This is a genomic window from uncultured Hymenobacter sp., from assembly GCF_964242765.1.
GTDB lineage: Bacteria > Bacteroidota > Bacteroidia > Cytophagales > Hymenobacteraceae > Hymenobacter.
In genome coordinates this window covers 16,720-35,150 of sequence record NZ_CAXTBM010000033.1, presented here as the reverse complement: position 1 = coordinate 35,150, position 18,431 = coordinate 16,720, and the positions used below count along the sequence as shown (strand labels likewise).

14 protein-coding genes are annotated in these 18,431 nt (G+C 52.5%); 6 read left to right on the top strand and 8 right to left on the bottom strand.

Annotation, left to right across the window (positions count from 1 at the left end; genetic code table 11):
* Window positions 1-188 precede the first annotated feature (188 nt).
* From ACFE7X_RS14680 to ACFE7X_RS14665, 4 genes are all read right to left on the bottom strand, one after another.
* A complete protein-coding gene (locus tag ACFE7X_RS14680; RefSeq protein ID WP_375436430.1) occupies window positions 189-1,352 on the bottom strand; it encodes a zinc-dependent alcohol dehydrogenase in 1,164 nt (387 codons plus the stop codon).
* Between the two features lie 387 nt (window positions 1,353-1,739).
* On the bottom strand, window positions 1,740-2,630 hold the full coding sequence (locus ACFE7X_RS14675) for a hypothetical protein (RefSeq protein ID WP_375436429.1): 891 nt from the start codon (window positions 2,628-2,630) through the stop codon (window positions 1,740-1,742).
* A gap of 28 nt (window positions 2,631-2,658) precedes the next feature.
* A complete protein-coding gene (locus tag ACFE7X_RS14670; RefSeq protein WP_375436428.1) occupies window positions 2,659-3,450 on the bottom strand; it encodes a UDP-2,3-diacylglucosamine diphosphatase in 792 nt (263 codons plus the stop codon).
* A complete protein-coding gene (locus ACFE7X_RS14665) occupies window positions 3,422-4,081 on the bottom strand; it encodes a lactate utilization protein C (protein WP_375436427.1) in 660 nt (219 codons plus the stop codon). The genes ACFE7X_RS14670 and ACFE7X_RS14665 overlap by 29 nt, the downstream gene beginning before the upstream one ends.
* 394 nt (window positions 4,082-4,475) lie before the next feature.
* Between ACFE7X_RS14665 and ACFE7X_RS14660 the strand changes: the two genes are divergently transcribed.
* Entirely contained in the window at window positions 4,476-5,852 is a 1,377-nt protein-coding gene (locus ACFE7X_RS14660; RefSeq protein ID WP_375436426.1) for a tol-pal system protein YbgF, read from the top strand.
* A gap of 314 nt (window positions 5,853-6,166) precedes the next feature.
* On the opposite strand, the gene ftsH is transcribed toward ACFE7X_RS14660, so the two are convergent.
* Window positions 6,167-8,290, bottom strand: a complete 2,124-nt coding sequence (gene ftsH / locus ACFE7X_RS14655) for an ATP-dependent zinc metalloprotease FtsH (RefSeq protein WP_375436425.1) — start codon at window positions 8,288-8,290, stop codon at window positions 6,167-6,169.
* A 92-nt stretch (window positions 8,291-8,382) separates the two neighbouring features.
* Window positions 8,383-8,772: a ribosome silencing factor gene (gene rsfS, locus ACFE7X_RS14650; RefSeq protein ID WP_375436424.1), complete on the bottom strand. Its 390-nt coding sequence runs from the start codon at window positions 8,770-8,772 to the stop codon at window positions 8,383-8,385.
* Window positions 8,773-8,814: 42 nt separating this feature from the next.
* On the opposite strand from rsfS, the gene ACFE7X_RS14645 reads away from it, so the two are divergent.
* From ACFE7X_RS14645 to rlmB, 5 genes are all read left to right on the top strand, one after another.
* The gene (locus ACFE7X_RS14645; RefSeq protein WP_375436423.1) at window positions 8,815-9,576 is read left to right on the top strand and encodes a biotin--[acetyl-CoA-carboxylase] ligase; all 762 of its coding nucleotides are present in this window, start codon (window positions 8,815-8,817) and stop codon (window positions 9,574-9,576) included.
* 323 nt (window positions 9,577-9,899) lie between these two features.
* Window positions 9,900-10,556 (top strand): T9SS type A sorting domain-containing protein, encoded by a 657-nt coding sequence (locus ACFE7X_RS14640; RefSeq protein WP_375436422.1) that lies wholly within the window; start codon window positions 9,900-9,902, stop codon window positions 10,554-10,556.
* Between the two features lie 215 nt (window positions 10,557-10,771).
* Window positions 10,772-13,771: a DUF2723 domain-containing protein gene (locus ACFE7X_RS14635; RefSeq protein ID WP_375436421.1), complete on the top strand. Its 3,000-nt coding sequence runs from the start codon at window positions 10,772-10,774 to the stop codon at window positions 13,769-13,771.
* Between the two features lie 117 nt (window positions 13,772-13,888).
* Window positions 13,889-15,097, top strand: coding sequence for a GWxTD domain-containing protein (locus tag ACFE7X_RS14630; protein WP_375436420.1), 1,209 nt, complete (start codon window positions 13,889-13,891; stop codon window positions 15,095-15,097).
* Complete coding sequence (rlmB, locus tag ACFE7X_RS14625) at window positions 15,061-16,074, top strand: 23S rRNA (guanosine(2251)-2'-O)-methyltransferase RlmB (RefSeq protein ID WP_375436419.1); 1,014 nt, start codon at window positions 15,061-15,063, stop codon at window positions 16,072-16,074. Before ACFE7X_RS14630 ends, rlmB begins: the two co-directional genes overlap by 37 nt.
* A 148-nt stretch (window positions 16,075-16,222) precedes the next feature.
* Here the strand turns inward: rlmB and ACFE7X_RS14620 are convergent, their stop codons facing one another.
* A complete protein-coding gene (locus ACFE7X_RS14620; protein WP_375436418.1) occupies window positions 16,223-17,311 on the bottom strand; it encodes a mannose-1-phosphate guanylyltransferase in 1,089 nt (362 codons plus the stop codon).
* Between the two features lie 128 nt (window positions 17,312-17,439).
* Window positions 17,440-18,417 carry an SIS domain-containing protein gene (locus tag ACFE7X_RS14615; protein ID WP_375436417.1) on the bottom strand — a complete coding sequence of 326 codons (978 nt, stop codon included), beginning with the start codon at window positions 18,415-18,417 and terminating at the stop codon, window positions 17,440-17,442.
* Window positions 18,418-18,431: the final 14 nt, after the last annotated feature.

Genomic DNA, 18,431 nt, shown 5'->3' with positions numbered 1-18,431 from the left:
AAATTGTGGCCTTGTGATGCCGGAAGGCTGGCTCTTCCATTGTAAACTGTACTTATAGCCACAGCTCTCTAACTGAAAAAGCTCAAAAACAAGGCTTCCTAAATTGCCGCTACTTACCTGTTCAAATGCAAGAGAGCCTGCATTTAGCAGGCTCTCTTACTATATAACGTAAGAAAAGCAGCCTGAGCTTAAGGCTTCAACACTACTTTCAAACAGTTGTCTTTCTTGTTGCGGAAGATGTCGTAGCCGTGGGCAGCTTCAGACAGTGGGAGGCGGTGCGAAATGATGTCGTCGAGCACCACTTTGCCTTCTATTACATATTGAAGCAGCTTATCGATGTGCTTTTGGGCGGGTGCTTGACCTCCCCGGATGGTAATGCCTTTGTCGAAAAACTGATGGATAGGGAAGTTGTCATAAGGCGAGCTATAAACCCCTAGCACCGTAACTACTCCGCCCCGACGCACAGCGCTCATGCAGGCCTCCAGCACTTTCGGCGAACCTTTTTCAAGATTAATCACTGCTTTGGCGCGGTCGAGCAAATCCCGGTCGGGCTCGAAACCCACACATTCCACGCACACATCGGCACCGCGACCCTCACTCATAGCCCGGATTTGCTCGATTACGTCCTTGGCATTTTCCCAGAGAATAATTTCCGAGTTCGTCGCCTTTTTAGCCTTATCGAGGCGGTACTGCTGTGTGTCGATGAGCACCACACGGGCCGCTCCCCGCAGCCACGCCGATTTGGCAGCCATGATGCCTACCGGGCCCGAGCCAAAAATGGCAATGAATTCGCCCCCTTTCACATCAGCCCAATCAATCCCTGAATAACCGGTCGGAAAAATATCCGTTAAAAAGAGTGCCTGCTCGTCGGTTAGCGAATCGGGAATGACGCGCGGGCCGAAGTCGGCGTAGGGCACGCGCACAAACTCGGCTTGGCCGCCGTTGTAACCGCCGTACAGGTCGGTGTAGCCGAAAAGGGCACCACCTTTTTCGGTAGCCAGGCCTCCCTCCGGGCCATAATGGTCGGGGTTGGAATTTTCGCAGTGGCCCGGCAACTCGTGGTTACAGAAATAGCACGTACCGCACGCAACAGGGAAGGGCACCACCACTCGGTCACCGACCTTGAGCTTATTGCCGACTCCTCTACCTACTTCCTCCACAATACCCATAAACTCGTGTCCTAGCACCATGGGGCGGGGCTGCGGAATGCTGCCGTTGTAAATGTGCAGGTCGGAGCCGCAGATAGCTGTGCTCGTAACGCGAATGATGGCGTCGCGGGCGTCTTCGATTTTCGGATCATCTACGGTGTCGACGCGAACGTCTCTCATCCCATGATACACGAGTGCTTTCATAACTAGGTCAGGTTTTGGATGTGGAAGGAGAGCAGCATGGCCGAAGCCGGTATCAGGTTAACGGTGGCGTTTAGGTGGAGGTTATCGCTCAGCTTACTGCTCTAGCTGCAACTAACGGCGAAATGGAACTAGCGAGCGGCCATACACCAAGCAATCCACTTATCGACAGCCAGAAACCTTGGGATTCGAGGCGATACAAATGCCACAATCTAGCACACGCTTCCGCAGTAGTAGGGGCCCAACGAACCTATTATTCAGCTCTGCATTCTATCAAAATGAAGCCGCAACGCTAGGCTAGGCTTGTAAAACCGGGCGTCGCGTTGCGGCTTCAACTTGTATAAGGGGTGTGCTTCCTGTCGTGTCTAGGCTAGAGGATGCTCTAGCGTTTCACAGCTTATATACTTGAATGCCAGCCAAGGTGAAAACGTAGGCGTAGCCCTCCCCTAGCAATACTTGCCGTACGTCGGTGGCGGGCACGGGCAAGGCTAGAGCGCGCTGCGTGAGGTTGTAGAGGTGAAAAAGCTGCACGGCACCATCGGCAAGGAAATACAGTTCGTCGCCCCGAAATCCGATAGTAGTGAGGTTAAGGAAAGGCAGCTTTTTACGGTAGTTGCCGAGGTTGTCGAACACATAAATCCCATTCACTCGGTCGACGAGGTACAGGTTATTTTGATACTCGCGCAGGAAGCGAAAATCAGGACGGGAACGACCGATGAGCAGGTCCAGAGGCGTATTGCGGGTGTTGCGCGGCTGCGTTGGGTCGAACTGGCGCAACGTCAGGTCCGATTCGTTGAGCAGCCAGATTCGGTCGTCGGGAGCCAGGGTGGTAGCGCGGGCAGTGCCTTCCAGCAAATCCAACAGATTAAGCTGACTTATGGGGGCGGCAAACCGGTCGAGCATCAGCAGTTCCTGCCGGTCATCATAGAACACCAAAATCTTGGTGGTATTCCAGGCTTCAATTTGCGCTACGTGACCGGGCTGCGGCGGCGAGTACGTGTTGAGGGCTTGGCCGTCAGGCCCGTATTGGTGTACGTTGTTCTGGGCATCGGCCACATACAATGTGCCGCGGCGGTCCAACGAAGCCACGCCGGGCTTGGGCAAAGCAACGTTGCGCACTAGCGTCCAGGCAGCACCAGTCGGGGCAGTTTCGGTGGACTTAATTGCCGAGGAAGCGGCCTGTGCGGGCGCCGGCTGCTGGCTCGGCGGCGCCACCGACGCCGGATTGGGCACGGTGGTTTGGGCGAAAGCTGGTGATAAGTCGAGAACAGTAAGTAGCAAGGCAATCGAAAACAGCTTCTGCCACAGCTTATTGCTTACTCTCGAAATGCTGCAAGACCAAATCGGTGCCATCATACACGCCATACGAGCAATAATTGACCCATTCGCCGAGGTTCATATACCGGCTACCCGGAGCTACTGCTACGTCGATTGGCAGGTGCCGGTGCCCGAACACATAATAGTCATGATGAAAGAGTTTTTCCAACTCCCGGCAGTAAATCAACAGCCACTCTTCGTCCTCGTAATATTTTTCGTCTTCTTGCGTATTCTGAATCCGACTACGACGGCTCCAGCCATTGGCCAACCCAATACCAAAGTTGGGATGCAAACGAGCAAATAGCCACTGCGCAACCGGCGAGGCAAAGACACGCTTTAATACTTTATACGTATAGTCTTTAGGCCCAAGTCCGTCGCCATGTCCGATATGGAATTCCTGCCCCCCAATCTGTTGGCTAATCGGATGGCGTAGGATGGGAATGCCTAGTTCTTGGGTGAAATAATCGAACATCCACATGTCGTGGTTGCCGGTGAAGAATATCACTGGCAGCCCCGCATCCGTTAATTCCGCCAGTTTTCCTTGCAGGCGAATAAAGCCCCGGGGAATGGCGTGCCGGTATTCAAACCAAAAATCGAAAATGTCGCCGAGCAAGTAGATAGCAGCGGCATCGGGCGCGACAGAATCCAACCAGCGCACAATGCGCCGCTCCCGCGTCAGCGAACTAGCGGCATCGGGGACTCCAAGGTGAAAATCGGAAGCAAAATATACCCGCTGGCCGGGTGGCAACGTCAAATCAGGCAGGCGAGGTGGCGGCTTCGTCATCCAATAAAAACAGAGCAAGGCTGCGCGGGCCGTGGGCACCGAGCACAAGAGTCTTTTCAATATCAGCCGTGCGGCTGGGGCCTGTGGTGAGCGAAATCATGGAAGGCAGATGCTCAGGTCCATATTTCTGCTGCAGATTACGCAAAGCGTCACTAATGTCGGCTACTACTTGCGAAGTGCGGGCTACTACCAGGTGCTGATCGGGATAGATGCTGAGGCGGCGGCCGCTACTAGTTGCCGCCGAAACTAACACACTACCGGTACGAGCTATTAGCGCCTCGCATGTGGTGAGCCCCGCATCGGCGTGGGCTACAAAGTTCTCTTCATCCTGGTTGAAGACGAGGCCACCAGCGTGCAGCATCTTTTTCAGTTCAGGCTCCCATACATACAAATGCTCTAGCTCCTTTTCCTTTTTGTAGGTGAAAAGCTGATCGTAGAAATGCTCCTCCGATTCGCAGAAATACAGCTGTCCACCCACTCGCACAAAGCTTTCGGCAAAAGCAACGGCTAGGTCGCCGGGCGCCCGGGGGTGTAAAGGAGCCGTGAAGTCGGGAGCAGGCTTAAGCGGTGTAGGCTGCTGGAGTGCTTCTTGGATACGACGCAGAATAATATCGCGGGACGATTCAGGCATAGCTCAAAGGTAATAAGCCCTAAGGTAGAAGCTGCCAATCATACTGCAAAACTCCAACTCTGCGGAAGACAGGTAGTTGTTTGGCAAACTGTAGTAGCGATGCAAACCAACGGTGAGGGATTTTAACTGATTGTTTTATGAATGTACTTCTTGCTAAGGCACATAAGTTGCTTTGGCATGGGCACAGCAACTTAACGAAATAGTCTTAAACTTTAATTTGATATAACATTATCGTAGCTTGATATAATACAGTGTTATAGGTTTTTCTCTTACTAAAATATATCCTATATTTCCTTACCCATTAGAGCATGCTTAGTTGGCATTTATAGCTTAATTTTACGCTTTAAAGGAATTAGCCATGAAGAATAAATACAAATTTATAAAGCTAACATCTATGACGGAGAGTCTTCAGTATGCCAGCAAGAGAGGCTGGATGGTGCTGGCTTTCTTTATAATAAATTTTAATACTTTCGCCCAGGCGCCGGATACCACACTGGTAGACGGCATGCGCAACATCACGCTGGAGAACGTGGATGTAGCTCCCACGATAGTAGACACCAAAAGTTGGCTACTACTCAACCAGGATATTCAGATAGAGTTGGATGGTGCTGTGCACAATCTCTACAACTCCAAGCATGACCAAGCTGAAAAGCAATTCCGGTCTTTGCGCCGTCGCTATCCGCAACATCCCATGCCTTACTTCTTGATGGGACTGAGCACATGGTGGAAAATCATGCCGAGCAACGTCACTAACACCATCTACGACAAGAAGTTTTTTGCCTATATGGACACAGCTATTACCAAAGGGGAACGGCTGTACGATATTGACAACAAAAACTACGAGGCGTGTTTCTTTCTTGCTGCTGCTTATGGGTTTGATGCTCGTCTGCATGCCGAACGCCACGATCTACGCAGAGCAACTATTAGCAGCAAGCGCGCCCTCGACTATCTTGATAAAAGCAGAGAAGCCAATGGCTTAAGTCCTGAATTTTTACTTGGGCAGGGATTGTTTAACTATTATGCTGCTTGGATTTCAGACGAGCACCCGTGGTTGCGCCCCATCTTACTGTTATTTCCTAAGGGCAACCGGCAACTGGGCTTGCAGCAGATTACAAACGTAGCCGCCAACGGAATGTATACAGGTCCCGAAGCGAAGTTCTTCTTAATGAAAATCTTGGGAAGCGAGCGTGAGAATAATTCTGCCGCCGCCCTACAGGTAGCCCGCCAACTGGCCACTACCTACCCCGACAATGGCTACTTCGAGCGTTACTACGCTATGTTGTGCTTTAATAACGGCGAACATCGGAAGTGCGAACAAGTGAGCCTCGACATCCTAGACAAACTAAATCGAGGAATGCCTGGTTATGAAGGCTTTAGCGGCCGGTATGCTACTTATTATTTGGGTTGGCTTAATCAGAATAAGTACAAGAATGCCACCAAAGCCAAAGACTACTTTCAACGGTGCGTGGTTTTTTCAGAATCCACAGGTCAGACAGGCGTTGGCTATTACGTTCATGCCAATTACAATCTGGCTAAAATAGCCGATGAAGAAAATAATGTTGGAGTGGCCCGCCGCTACTACCAAGTTGTGCTAGAAAAAGCGGAGCACAAATCGGATATCTACAACGAAGCCAAAGACTATCTAAGAACTCGTAAGCAGATGAAGGCCAGTTCCAGTCAGCAAGGGTCTATCTACTCCTCGGATTATCGGGCAAAGAAGCCCAACGTCAAGACCCGCCTGTCGTCGTTGAACGTAAAGGCCAACCAATAGTCTACTATCATTTCGTACTGAGATACCACAAACCAAAGGACCTAGGGCCAGGTCGTACTACTCGTTTAACAAGTAATACGACCTGGCTCTAGGTTCTTTGGTTTGTGATTGCCCTGAGTTACGTCAAGCACACAGTCCGTTGTGGATTTGGTTTAGGAATTAACTTGCACTGCAAATCAACTACTAATGGCAGACCGTTTGCGTCTGCTGATTCTTCAGTTAGTTCAGCCTGAACAGAGCTTCTAGCTTTCACTTTTCGCAAACAAAAAAGCCAGTCCTAGGGACTGGCTTTTTTACTTTATGAAAGAATTCCTTTATAAAGGGGTTACGACACTACCGCCGGAGCCGGCAGATGAGCTAGCATTACCGTTGGGTAAATCAACGTCTACACCTGGCAGATTTAAGTCTGGCAGATCGTCGCTGAGAGGAACACCTGGATGCTCTTGCTTCCGCTCGCTTAAAGTTTCGCTACGGTCGGTACCAGCCATATGAGCCTGGTAGTTGGTTTGCACACCGTGTGGGCGTTTGCCTACCAAGCGCTCCAAGTCATCTTGCAACAGCACTTCTTTATCAAGCAATTCTTTTGCCACCACTTCCAGTTCATGCCGACGCTCAGTCAGCAATTCTTTGGTGCGGATATAGGCATTCTCAATAATGTTGCGCACCTCTTCGTCTATCATCTGCGAAGTAGACTCGGAATAAGGCTTCGAAAAGCCATACTCGTTCTGCCCTTTTGAGTCATAGTAAGAGACATTGCCCAACTTGGCGTTCATGCCATACATCGTCACGATGGAGTAAGCCATCTTGGTGATACGCTCCAGATCAGACAAGGCACCAGTGGAAATCTTGCCAAATACAATTTCCTCAGCAGCACGACCGCCTAGCGTCATACACATTTCGTCGGTGAGCTGCTCGGTATTATAAAGAAACTGCTCACGGGGCAGGTACTGTGCATATCCGAGGGCAGCTACGCCACGAGGAACAATACTTACCTTGACCAATGGGTCGGCGTGTTCCAGAAACCAGCCCGCAATAGCATGACCAGCTTCATGGTAGGCCACAATGCGCTTCTCATCGGGGCTGATAATCTTGTTTTTCTTCTCCAAGCCCCCAATAACACGGTCAACCGCGTCGGTGAAGTCCTGCATGGTGATAAACTTTTTGTCGCGACGAGCAGCAATAAGAGCGGCTTCGTTGCAGACGTTGGCAATTTCAGCACCAGCAAAACCAGGCGTCTGAGCAGCCAAACGGCGAGCTTCCACATCAGGACCCAAGGTCAGGGGCTTCAAATGCACCTGAAAAATCTCGGTACGTCCGTTGATGTCTGGCTTATCGATACTGATCTGACGGTCGAAACGACCGGGACGTAGTAAGGCGGAGTCAAGCGTATCGGGGCGGTTGGTAGCCGCCAGAATGATAACTCCCGAGTCGGTACCGAAACCGTCCATCTCTACTAGCAGCGAGTTCAGCGTATTTTCGCGCTCGTCGTTGCCACCAGGCATATTGCCCCGCGAACGACTACGACCCACTGCATCAATCTCGTCGATAAAGATGATACAAGGCGCTTTCGATTTGGCTTGCTTGAACAAGTCACGTACCCGAGCGGCACCGACCCCTACAAACATCTCAACAAAGTCGGAGCCTGAGAGAGAGAAGAACGGCACATCAGCTTCGCCAGCTACGGCTTTGGCCAGCAACGTTTTACCGGTACCGGGAGGACCTACTAGCAAGGCGCCTTTCGGGATCTTACCACCGAGGATGGTAAACTTCGAAGGATTCTTAAGAAACTCTACAATTTCCTGTACTTCCTCCTTGGCTTCTTCTAACCCTGCTACGTCTTTGAAGGTGATTTTCACTTTGTCACCACCTTCAAACAAAGCAGCGCGGCTTTTGCCGATGTTAAAAATCTGCCCACCAGCTCCGGCTCCACCGCTCATGCGGCGCATCAGGAACCAGAAACCTACGAACAGCAGAATGGTAAAGCCCCAAGTGGTTACTAAATCACCGTAGCCAGTGCGCGTATCGAACGTAATGCCGATACGCTGCTCGAGTGGCACATTAGCCTGTAGCTTCTCGAAATCCTCCTTGAAAGTTTTTCCGTCGACTACGCGGAAAACAAACTGTGGGCTGGCCTCAAAGGCGAGGGGCCCCCGACGGCTAAGTAACGCCTTGTATTTATCGGTGCGCACGGCTTCGTTTTTCAACGATACCTCTACCTCCGAGCGGTCGGTGAGCAGCCGAACGTCGCGCACGTCGCCGGCGGTGTACATCTGCTCGAATTTCTGCTGGTTTATTTCCACTTTGCTGCCGCTCTGATTAAAGAACAGCCAAGCGCACAGAAACAAAACCAGCCCAGCGAGCAGCCAGAGTTGCATACCAGGCTTAGGAGCCGGACTAGGCAACATGGGCTTTTTCTTTTTGGGCGTGTTATCTGACATGTATAAGAATTAGCTAGGGCAAAAAATCAAAGGCGGAACACCCCGCCAGCACGTTTGTTCCCGCTACTAGACGAAAACAGCCGTAGTTTACTTTATCGGGCCGATACAGTTTCCTCTTCGATGTATTGGATTTCTGCATCACCCCACAACTCCTCTAAAGCGTAGAACTGCCGCCGGTCGCGCAGGAACACGTGAACTACTACGTCCACATAATCAAGTAACACCCACTCGCGGTTCATTCGACCCTCGGTTTGCCAGGGATTTTGGCCCGTAAGCTTTTCCACTTCTTCCTCCACCGAACGCGCAATAGCGTCGATTTGGGTATCTGATGAAGCCGAACAGATAATAAAATAGTCTGCTACAGCATTTTTTAACTCTTTGAGATTCATTACGACGATATTCAGGGCTTTTTTCTCCTGCATACCACGTACTACTACCTCTGCCAACTTGTCCGAATCCTGACGAACCAGGGTACTTTTCATAGGGTATTATTAGGTTTGATCTTCACAAAGTACGCAAAACACGTGGAGGCTCTTTTCCCCCAAACGTTATTCACGGGCCATCAAGTGGTTTCGTTGCCCGAATGCGCATCTACTAACACGGAGGCGCAGGATCTTATTTACAGAAACCGCGCCACCGACGGCTGCGTGGTAATAACCGACAAACAGACTGCCGGCCGAGGCCAGCGTGGCAACCACTGGGAAGCTGCGCCCGGCGAGAACCTAACGCTGTCAGTGATTTGGCGCCCCACCTTTCTGCCAGCTCCCGACCAATTTTCACTTAGCCAGGCGGTAGCACTAGCCGTGCACGACTGGGCAGGAACCTTGCTCGGCCCCGACCCCGTGCTTCGGGTGAAGTGGCCAAACGATATTTTTTTTGGTGACAAAAAGCTAGGTGGTATCCTGATTGAAAACACGCTTAGCGGCACAATGATTCAGCATAGTATAGTAGGAATTGGAATGAATATCAACCAGCGTGAATTTCAGGTACCTACGGCCACCTCCTTTGCCGCGCTTACGGGCCGTGCCTACGCGCTAGCGACATTAGCCAGCCGCTTGCTCGAACACTTGGAGCGACGCTATTTGCAGCTACGCGCTGGCCGCTTGGCCGCTATTCGTTCTGACTACTGCCAAGTGCTTTACCGCTACCAGCAGCCCCACTTGTACGAAATCGACGGCCGTCAAATCACAGGCGAAATTGTGGGTGTCGACGAGGCAGGGCGTCTCATCTTAGCAGCTAGCGGGCAAGTCCGTTTTTTTGACTTAAAACAAATTCGCTATATCTAGGAATAACGGCTTTTGGTCGACACAAACAAGTGAAACGTATATGTTTTTATGTGCATGAAAAGCAATAGGCAACCTTTAGCTGTTGCTTAACGAGTAAGTAGTAAGACCTGAGCATTGGCTTGATGTAAGTGGAACGCAACCTTTTCGCTTTCAGTGTCATCTATTGTACCACTACCTGCCGTAGTGTAGTTAGGCATGGTGCTTGTTTTAAGCAACACCAATAGCGATTCTACTGCCGTGGCAGTGGTTTTGCGCTAAATACATAAAAATAACTATATTCGAAAATCTGCCACTCCAACAGATTTTCAACAAAACATCTTCACATGAAAATTTCTACTCGTTTGGTTGGGTTGATGAGCCTCATGTTGGCCTCGTTTTCAACTTATGCCGCTACGGTTGTGGTGAGGGTAGGCGTTACGGTTGGAAGCGACCCGAATAATTTTTCGCCGCAAAACGTTATCATTCGTCCTGGCGATGAGGTGCGCTGGGAGTGGGTATCGGGTAGCCATCCGAGCGTGGCAGATGACGGCGTTTCGTTTGCTCCCTTCAACGCAGGCGAAAACGCCCCTGCCACCCGTGGGCCCTTCACCGCCCTGGGCACTATCACTTATCACTGCCAGCCCCATTCTTTTCAGGCTACCGCCGGGGGTCCTTGGCAAGGAATGGTTGGTAGCATAACGGTCAGCAATGCGCCGCAAGCCTCACTTAATACCAAAACAGCAGGAGTTGCGCTAGACGTATATCCTAATCCAAGCAAAGGCTTGGTAGTAGTGACGTTAAATCAGAAAGTAGGACCTGAGTACAAGTTGCGTTTAACCAATATACTAGGCCGGGAACTACGCTCGTTTGCCTTACGACCTGACGCTTCTAATACCGGGATGCCCCTCAATTTGTCGGACTTGCCAGCAGGTATGTACTTCTACAGTTTGGTACTAAACGACAAAGTGATATCTACGAAAAGATTCGTATTGCAGAATTAGTCTGCTTTCATTTGATTCGTCTCTGGAAAAGCGGCCCACTTCATTGGCCGCTTTTTTTGTGCGTATCATCTAACGACGGCTGTTCCAACTGTAGAAGAGGACACTGTACGGCGGGATTTATTGTCTACTTTTGGCGTTCTACAACTTTCCTCCCTTGATCAAAAGTCCGCGTCAGGCGACGACGGCCGGGGCCTGCCCCATCTACTAATTACCGTATGCGCTCATACAAAAGCCTGAATAATTTGGTTGGCTGGCTGGTGTTTGCCGTGGCCACCGTCGTTTACCTAATCACTCTGGAGCCTACCGCTTCGTTCTGGGACTGCGGCGAATTTATTGCTTGCTCCTATAAGCTGCTGGTTCCACACCCCCCCGGAGCCCCTTTGTTTCTGCTACTTGGCCGCTTGTTCTCGCTGTTTTCTTTTGGCGATGTAACCAAAGTTTCGGTGCTGGTTAACGCTTTATCGGCGCTGAGTAGCTCGTTCACGGTGCTATTCTTGTTCTGGACCATAACTATCCTAGCCAAGAAGTTGGTGCTGCACCACTCCGGAGCAGTGGGTCATTCGGTACCGGGGGCACCGGAGCCTACCTTTGGCCAAAGCCTGCTAATTCTCGGTTCGGGAGTGGTAGGCGCGTTGTCATTCGCCTTCTCTGATTCGTTTTGGTTTAATGCGGTTGAAGGTGAAGTGTACGCTATGTCGTCGTTGTTTACGGCGGCGGTTGTCTGGATAATGTTGAAGTGGGAAAACCGCGCCCACGAGTCGGATTCCGATAAGTGGCTGATCCTAATTGCCTACGTAATTGGCCTCTCCATTGGAGTACACTTGCTGAACTTGCTGGCTGTGCCGGCGCTGGCTTTCATCTACTACTACCGCCGCACACAAAACCCGACTACTTGGGGTGGCGTCCTCACGCTGGCACTGAGCCTCGTGCTGGTAGGCCTGGTGATGGTGGGCATCATTCCGGGTCTGCCTTCCCTGGCTGGTGGGTTCGAGGTGTTTTTCGTGAACAGCGTGGGGCTGCCTTTCAACTCGGGCATCCTTATTTTTCTGGTGCTATTTGTGGGCCTGCTGGTGCTTGGTTTCCGCTACTCCATTCAGAAGCGCAACCGCCTGCTCAACACGGCTATGCTCAGCTTGGTATTTATCTTGATTGGTTACTCCAGCTACCTCATCATTCCTATCCGGAGTAGCTATCACCCTACCATCAACGAAAACAATCCCGAGGATGTACTCAGCTTCGTGAGCTACCTCAAGCGTGAGCAGTACGGCGACCGGCCGTTGCTTTACGGCCCACAATTCAATGCGCGCCCCGTCCGCTACGAGGAAGGTGCTCCGCGTTATGTGCGCGAAGGCAACAAGTACGTAGTAGCCGAGAAGCGGCAGGTTGTGGTGTATGATGATGCCGATAAAATGCTGCTGCCCCGCATCTACAGCCCCCAGCCAGAACACTTCTACAACTATCAGAAATGGGTGGACATTCAGGAAGGCGTGAAGCCAACGATGGGCCAGAACCTCTCATTCCTGTTTCGCTACCAAATGGGCCATCAGTTCTGGCGCTACTTCCTTTGGAACTACGTGGGCCGGGAAAGCGACGTGCAGCAATCCGGTGGGCTATGGCCTTGGCAAGCCAGTAACGCCGGTGTGCCAGAACGCATGGCCGACAGTAAAGCCCGCAACAACTTTTTTGCTATTCCGCTTGTCTTGGGCTTGATCGGCTTGTTTTATCAGTCGCGCCGTGACTCCCGCAACGCTTTGATTGTAGGTCTGCTGTTCGTGTTTACTGGCTTGGCCATTGTAGTTTACCTCAACCAGCCACCCATTGAGCCGCGTGAGCGAGACTACACCTTTACTGGGGCCACTTATGCCTTTGCCATTTGGATCGGCTTAAGCGTATTGGGCTTGGCTGAACTGCTGCGTTCGGTGCTGAAAGCTGATTCTGGTCGTGCTGTGGCAGCTACTATGTTGGGCCTGCTGGCTCCGGTGCTGTTGCTGGCTCAGGGCTGGGACGACCACGACCGGTCGGGCCGCTACAACTCCGTGGATTCCGCCAAAAACCTGCTGAATTCGTTGCAGCCCAATGCCATCCTGTTTACCAACGGCGACAACGACACGTTCCCGCTCTGGTACGCGCAGGAAGTGGAAGGCGTGCGCACCGACGTGCGGGTAGCCGTGCTGAGCTACCTGAACACCGACTGGTACATTCAGCAAATGAAAAACCGCTCGTACAAGTCGCAGCCATTGCCTATTTCTATGCCGGCTGACCGCTACAAGCAGGGCACCAACGACTACCTGCCGTACGCCGAGAATCCGGCCGTAAAGCAAATCAACCTAAAGGAATTTGTGCAGTTAGTGACGCAGAACAGTGATTTGCTGAAGGTATCGTACGATGAAAGTGGCCCGGCCATGATGTCGTTCCCAAGCCCGAGCTTCTACCTCGACGTAGACACCACAGCGGTGGAAAAGCTAGGCATCGTACCCAAAGACCGCCGCAAGCAACTCGTGACGCGCATGGAATGGAACATGGGCAAAGGCGCCATTGAAAAGAAAAACTTGGTGATTCTGGACATGCTAGCAACCAACAACTGGCAGCGGCCGATTTACTTCTCTAGCACCGTGGCGGGCGGCGACTTCATGAACTTGCAGCCCTACTTCCAGCTGGAAGGCATGGCCTACCGGGTGCTGCCGATGAAGGACCCCAACTACCAGCCCCGCGGCGACGAGGGCTACGTAGCCAAAGACCTGATGTATGAGAGCTTGATGAAAAAGTTTGCCTATCGCAACCTGAATGATCCGGGCGTCTTCTACGACGAAAACCATCTGCGCTTCCCAGCCAACTACCGCGACAAATTCGCGCGCTTAGCCAACACGTACCTAGCCGAAGGCAACAAGGCGAAAGCCAAAGAGGTGCTCGATAAGTGCTTTGCCGTGATGCCGGACGCCAGCATTCCTTACGATTATTACGCTCCGCAATTTGTGCCGGCATTGGTAGCTGTAGGCGAGCGGCCCCGCGCCAACGACATTATGGACAAGATAATCAGCCGGGCTCAGGTGGCACTACCCTATTACCAGACCCACAACCCAGCACTGTTTGACATGGAGAACCAAACCTATTTGCTGAGTGTGCAGAGTGTATACCGCGTTGCCGAACAAATCGGCGACCAGGGCCGCGCCAGCAAGGCGCTGGAGTTACTAAATCAGTACTATCCGCGGCAATAACAGTAGCTAGCTATAACGTGATGTTCCCCTTCGCGAACGTTGAACAGAACCAGTATAGGTTGTTGTTCTTACGTTCGTGGAGGGGAACTTCGCGTTACAGCCTTTATGCCAACTTCCATGAAAGGTTATTTGCTGTTAGTGCTTTTGCTGTTGGAGTTTGTTCCCGTAGTTGCTCAAAAACGGGAATTTTCCGACCAGTACCGCATCGACCGGCGCGTGCAGCTTGACACACGCCGAGAGGGCGACAGTTTGCGGGTTTATCTACGCTTTCCAAACGGCAACGCAGTTCGTCAGGGCCAACTATTGCGCATAATGGCTTGGCCGTCGTATGACGCTCGTCGTCCGCTCTGGACCGATACAGTACGTCACCTTGCCCGGCGCATTCGCCTCGATGGGGCAGCCGCCCGGGTGGAGTTTTGCTTGCCGATAGCTAAACTCGCCAGCGGCACCGTGCTCAGCATGGCCTGTGCGCCGGCCACTGAAGCTGCCACCGGCGACGCAGCCTGGCTACCGCTAACTACGGCGCAACTTTCTAGACCTTATGTACTTACAGACACTGTAGGCACTCCGTTGCTGCGCCGTTCCGTGCGGGCCGGAGAAGTATTTTATGTGGACCGTTATGGTCAGGATTTGCCGGTGCTTATACGCCGTTACGCAGCGTCTTTTGTCGCTTCGCTGCCGCCTCACGCTGACCCAGCCCGCCAATCGTCTGCTCCACCCACCCTGTCCATCAGCGACTCTCTGGCATTTCCGGCTGGCTTGCCCGTAGTGTTGCCAGAAGTTGGGCTCTACACCGTACGCTTGGCCGGCGAGAAAGGCTTGATGGGCATTTTGGTGACCGATAAAAATTATCCGGAGCTCACAACGGCCGATGAGTTGATTCAACCCTTGGTTTACCTAACTACCTCGGCGGAGCGCAAGAAACTCTACGATGCGCCTAATCCCAAACGGGCCGTAGATCAGTTCTGGCTGAATGCCGCTGCCGGACAGCAAGCCATAGCGCGACAGGCCATCCGGACATACTACGGCCGGGCCAAAGCAGCCAATCAGCTATTTGTCGCGCACAAAGCGGGTTGGATGACCGACCGGGGCATGTTGTACATAGCCTTGGGGCCTCCTGATGCAGTATATCGCACAGCGCAGGAGGAACGCTGGGTGTATCATGGTACAGACAACGGGGCGGCTTCCTCTTACACGTTCCGGTGGAAACCCAGTACCTTTGCACCCGAACACTATGAATTGGTGCGCCGGCCTGAGTACGAACGACTTTGGTATGCCGCCGTGGAGCAATGGAGAAAAGCAACGACGACCGCCCTAGGCCGCTGAAGGAGCGCCGCAATTACTACGACTCGGAAAACCGCCCCGTGCCGCGGGCCTCGCGCCGGGACTCGGGCCGCCCCGCTTCCAGCGGCGAAACCCCAGCCGGCTACCGCCGCCCCGAAAGTCGTTCGGAAGGCAACGACAGCCGGCCAGAAGGGCTACGCCCACGCAACAATGAGGGCCGTTCCTTTGATACAGAGAAGCCTCGCTATTCAAACCGGCCTGCCGCTGCCGACCGCAGCATTGATATGCTATTTGGCTTGCGGCCCATCATGGAAGCTTTAAGCGCCGGCCGTACCCTGGAAAAAATCTTTCTATTGCGCGGCACCAAAAACAGCCTCACCCAGGAAATCAATGACCTGGCTCGGCAGCAAGGCATCCCAGTATCGTCGGTACCAGTGGAAAAGCTCGACAACCTGACTCGCAAAAACCATCAGGGTGCTGTTGCTTTCGTGTCGCCCATAGATTATATGCCGCTCGACAGTATTCTGGCTGGGCTGTATGAGGAAGGCAAAACGCCTTTCCTACTGATTCTGGACCGGGTAACAGACGTACGTAATTTCGGCGCTATTGCCCGCAACGCCGAGTGTATGGGCGTGCATGCCATCGTAGTACCCGCCCACGGCGCGGCCCAAATCAACGGCGACGCCGTGAAAACGTCGGCTGGTGCGCTCAACATAGTGCCCGTCTGCCGGGAAGCTAATCTAAAAAACACGCTGACCTTCCTACGCGAGTCGGGAGTCCAAATCGTGGCCTGCACTGAAAAAGCCGATGCGAGCCTTGAAACCGGCACGGTAGACCTCACCGGACCCGTAGCCGTCCTTATGGGCTCCGAGGAAGACGGCATTTCCCCCGAATACCTTCGCCTCGCCGACCACCGTCTCCGCATTCCAATGACCGGCCAGATTGGTTCTCTCAACGTCTCCGTTGCCAGCGGCATCATGCTGTTTGAGGTGCTGCGGCAGCGGTTGATAAAGAGCTAGTCCCTGCGAGGACGCAAACCGGTGCAATTCGTGTCTTCAAAAACCTACTGTTTTAAAACAACAAGCCCTTGCTGTGTGAACAGCAAGGGCTTGTTGTTTTAAAGCACGGAACAACAAAAAAGACTAGCTCTTCTCTCGTCAATAACGGTTAGTTGTATCCTACTCCCTTTTTGGCTTTCACGTCGGCTACGAACTCCTTCACGCGCTGCTCTTCAGTGCGCTTGCAAATAAGCAGCACATTGTCGTACTCAGCAATGATGTAGCCATCAAGGCCTTGCACGACCACCAGGCGCTCAGACGGTGTCTTGATAACACACTCGGTGGTATCATAAAGAATGGCGTCGCCGTCGATGACGTTGTTGTTTTCGTCGCGGCGGCCCATGCGGTGCAATGAATCCCAGGTACCCAGGTCGCTCCAGCCGAAATCGGCGGGCAGCACAAATACATTGTCGGCTTTTTCCATGATGCCGTAGTCGATGCTGATGTTGCGGCAGCGCGAGTAGGCCTCGGTGATGAAATTTTCTTCCTGCGCGGTGCCTAACTGGTCGTATCCATCGTCGAATACTTCGGCAATATCATTCAGGTACTGGTGGAAGGCCTGCACGATAACGTCAGCACGCCATACAAACAGGCCTGAATTCCAGAGAAAATCGCCGCTTTGCAAAAACATCTGCGCCAATTCCAGATTTGGCTTCTCCGTGAAGGTTTTCACCTTCTTCAATCCGTTGGGCAGGCTGCTGGCTTCCTCGTCGATGTACTGAATGTAGCCGTAGCCTGTATCGGGGCGGGAAGGCTGGATGCCGAGCGTAATCAGCACCTCGTGCGTGCGCGCTACATCAACGGCTTGGCTAATAACGTGCCGGAACTCGTCTTCGCGCAGTACGGCATGGTCAGCCGGCGACACTACGATAACGGCTTGCGGGTCGCGCTTGGCAATACAATAGCTGGCGTAGGCAATGCAGGGAGCGGTATTGCGCCCAATAGGTTCTCCTAGAATTTGATCGGCGGGCAGGTCGGGCAGATGCTGCTGTACCAGCTCTTTATAATCTCTATTGGTAACTACGAATACATTTTCGGGTGGGCAAATACCCGCAAACCGGTCAACGGTCAGCTGAAGCATCGAGCGGCCTACTCCTAATACATCATGAAATTGTTTGGGATGGTTGGTACGGCTAAAGGGCCAGAAGCGGCTACCAATGCCGCCCGCCATTACGACGAGATAAGTGTGTTGCATCATAAAACAAGAATTGTTGCTGCTAAGGTGTTAGTGTTAGAGGTGTGCAAATATCTAACTTTAAAAGGAACCGTAAAGAGGTGGCTTTACTTGCCATCCTTTCAAAGGACGCTACCACCTCCCTAACTGGTTTAAACTAGGCCCTCACGCAGTAAATCATGCAGGTGAATGAATCCGCAGAACTGGTTCTGCTCGGTCACAATAAGCTGCGTGATGTTGCGCTCCTGCATCCGGGCCAGAGCTTCCACCGCGAAATCTTCTACATCAACCGCCACCGGGTTGAGCGTGAGAATGTCACTAGCGCGCACATCTTCTAGGCGACCAGCAAACGTGCTGAGCATTCGGCGCAGGTCGCCATCGGTAATAATACCTCGAAGCTGCCCGGTTGCGTCCAGCACGGCAGTAGCGCCAAGCCGCTTGCCGGATATTTCAAGGATGATTTCCTTTAGCGGCGCGTTTTCCTGCACCTGAGGCCGCTGATTTTGGCGGCTTAAATCACCTACCTTCAAATAAAGTTGCTTGCCGAGGGTGCCGCCAGGATGTAGACGGGCAAAGTCCTGACGAGTGAAGTCCCGGCTTTCCAGCAAACACACTGCTAGCGCATCGCCGAGGGCGAGGGCCGCGGTGGTGCTAGTGGTGGGAGCTAAGTTGTGCGGACAGGCTTCGCGCGTGACCGGGGCATGTAAGATAAAGTCGGCTTGTACAGCCAAATAAGAGTCGGCATTGCTGACCAAAGCGGCCATAGGCACCCCTTTACGCTTGAGTAGCGGCACCAATACTTTTATTTCGGGCGTATCACCGCTTTTGCTGATGGCCACTACAAAATCTTCGGGCTGGATCATGCCCAGGTCGCCGTGAATGGCGTCGGCGGCGTGCATAAATAAGGCTGGAGTGCCTGTGGAATTAAGGGTAGCCACGATCTTGCTGGCAATATGCGCACTCTTGCCGATGCCCGTAACGACCACTCTACCCCGTAAAGAGAGTATTGCTTCTACGCATAATGCAAAGTCTGGAGTCAACTGAATAGCCTCCGCAACGCCCATGATTGCTTCCGCTTCGCTGAGCAGCACTTTTTTTGCAATGGAATGAAGTTCGTTTTGCGGTTTCAATCTAAATTTGATTA

Excerpts from the sequence above, each read along its gene's own strand:
- rsfS (WP_375436424.1), bottom strand. The coding sequence starts at position 8,772 with ATGAAAAGTACCCTGGTTCGTCAGGATTCGGACAAGTTGGCAGAGGTA.
- ACFE7X_RS14630 (WP_375436420.1), top strand. The coding sequence starts at position 13,889 with ATGAAAGGTTATTTGCTGTTAGTGCTTTTGCTGTTGGAGTTTGTTCCC.
- ACFE7X_RS14640 (WP_375436422.1), top strand. The coding sequence starts at position 9,900 with ATGAAAATTTCTACTCGTTTGGTTGGGTTGATGAGCCTCATGTTGGCC.
- ACFE7X_RS14620 (WP_375436418.1), bottom strand. The coding sequence starts at position 17,311 with ATGATGCAACACACTTATCTCGTCGTAATGGCGGGCGGCATTGGTAGC.
- ftsH (WP_375436425.1), bottom strand. The coding sequence starts at position 8,290 with ATGTCAGATAACACGCCCAAAAAGAAAAAGCCCATGTTGCCTAGTCCG.
- ACFE7X_RS14660 (WP_375436426.1), top strand. The coding sequence starts at position 4,476 with ATGACGGAGAGTCTTCAGTATGCCAGCAAGAGAGGCTGGATGGTGCTG.
- ACFE7X_RS14670 (WP_375436428.1), bottom strand. The coding sequence starts at position 3,450 with ATGACGAAGCCGCCACCTCGCCTGCCTGATTTGACGTTGCCACCCGGC.
- ACFE7X_RS14680 (WP_375436430.1), bottom strand. The coding sequence starts at position 1,352 with ATGAAAGCACTCGTGTATCATGGGATGAGAGACGTTCGCGTCGACACC.
- ACFE7X_RS14665 (WP_375436427.1), bottom strand. The coding sequence starts at position 4,081 with ATGCCTGAATCGTCCCGCGATATTATTCTGCGTCGTATCCAAGAAGCA.
- rlmB (WP_375436419.1), top strand. The coding sequence starts at position 15,061 with ATGGAGAAAAGCAACGACGACCGCCCTAGGCCGCTGAAGGAGCGCCGC.
- ACFE7X_RS14635 (WP_375436421.1), top strand. The coding sequence starts at position 10,772 with ATGCGCTCATACAAAAGCCTGAATAATTTGGTTGGCTGGCTGGTGTTT.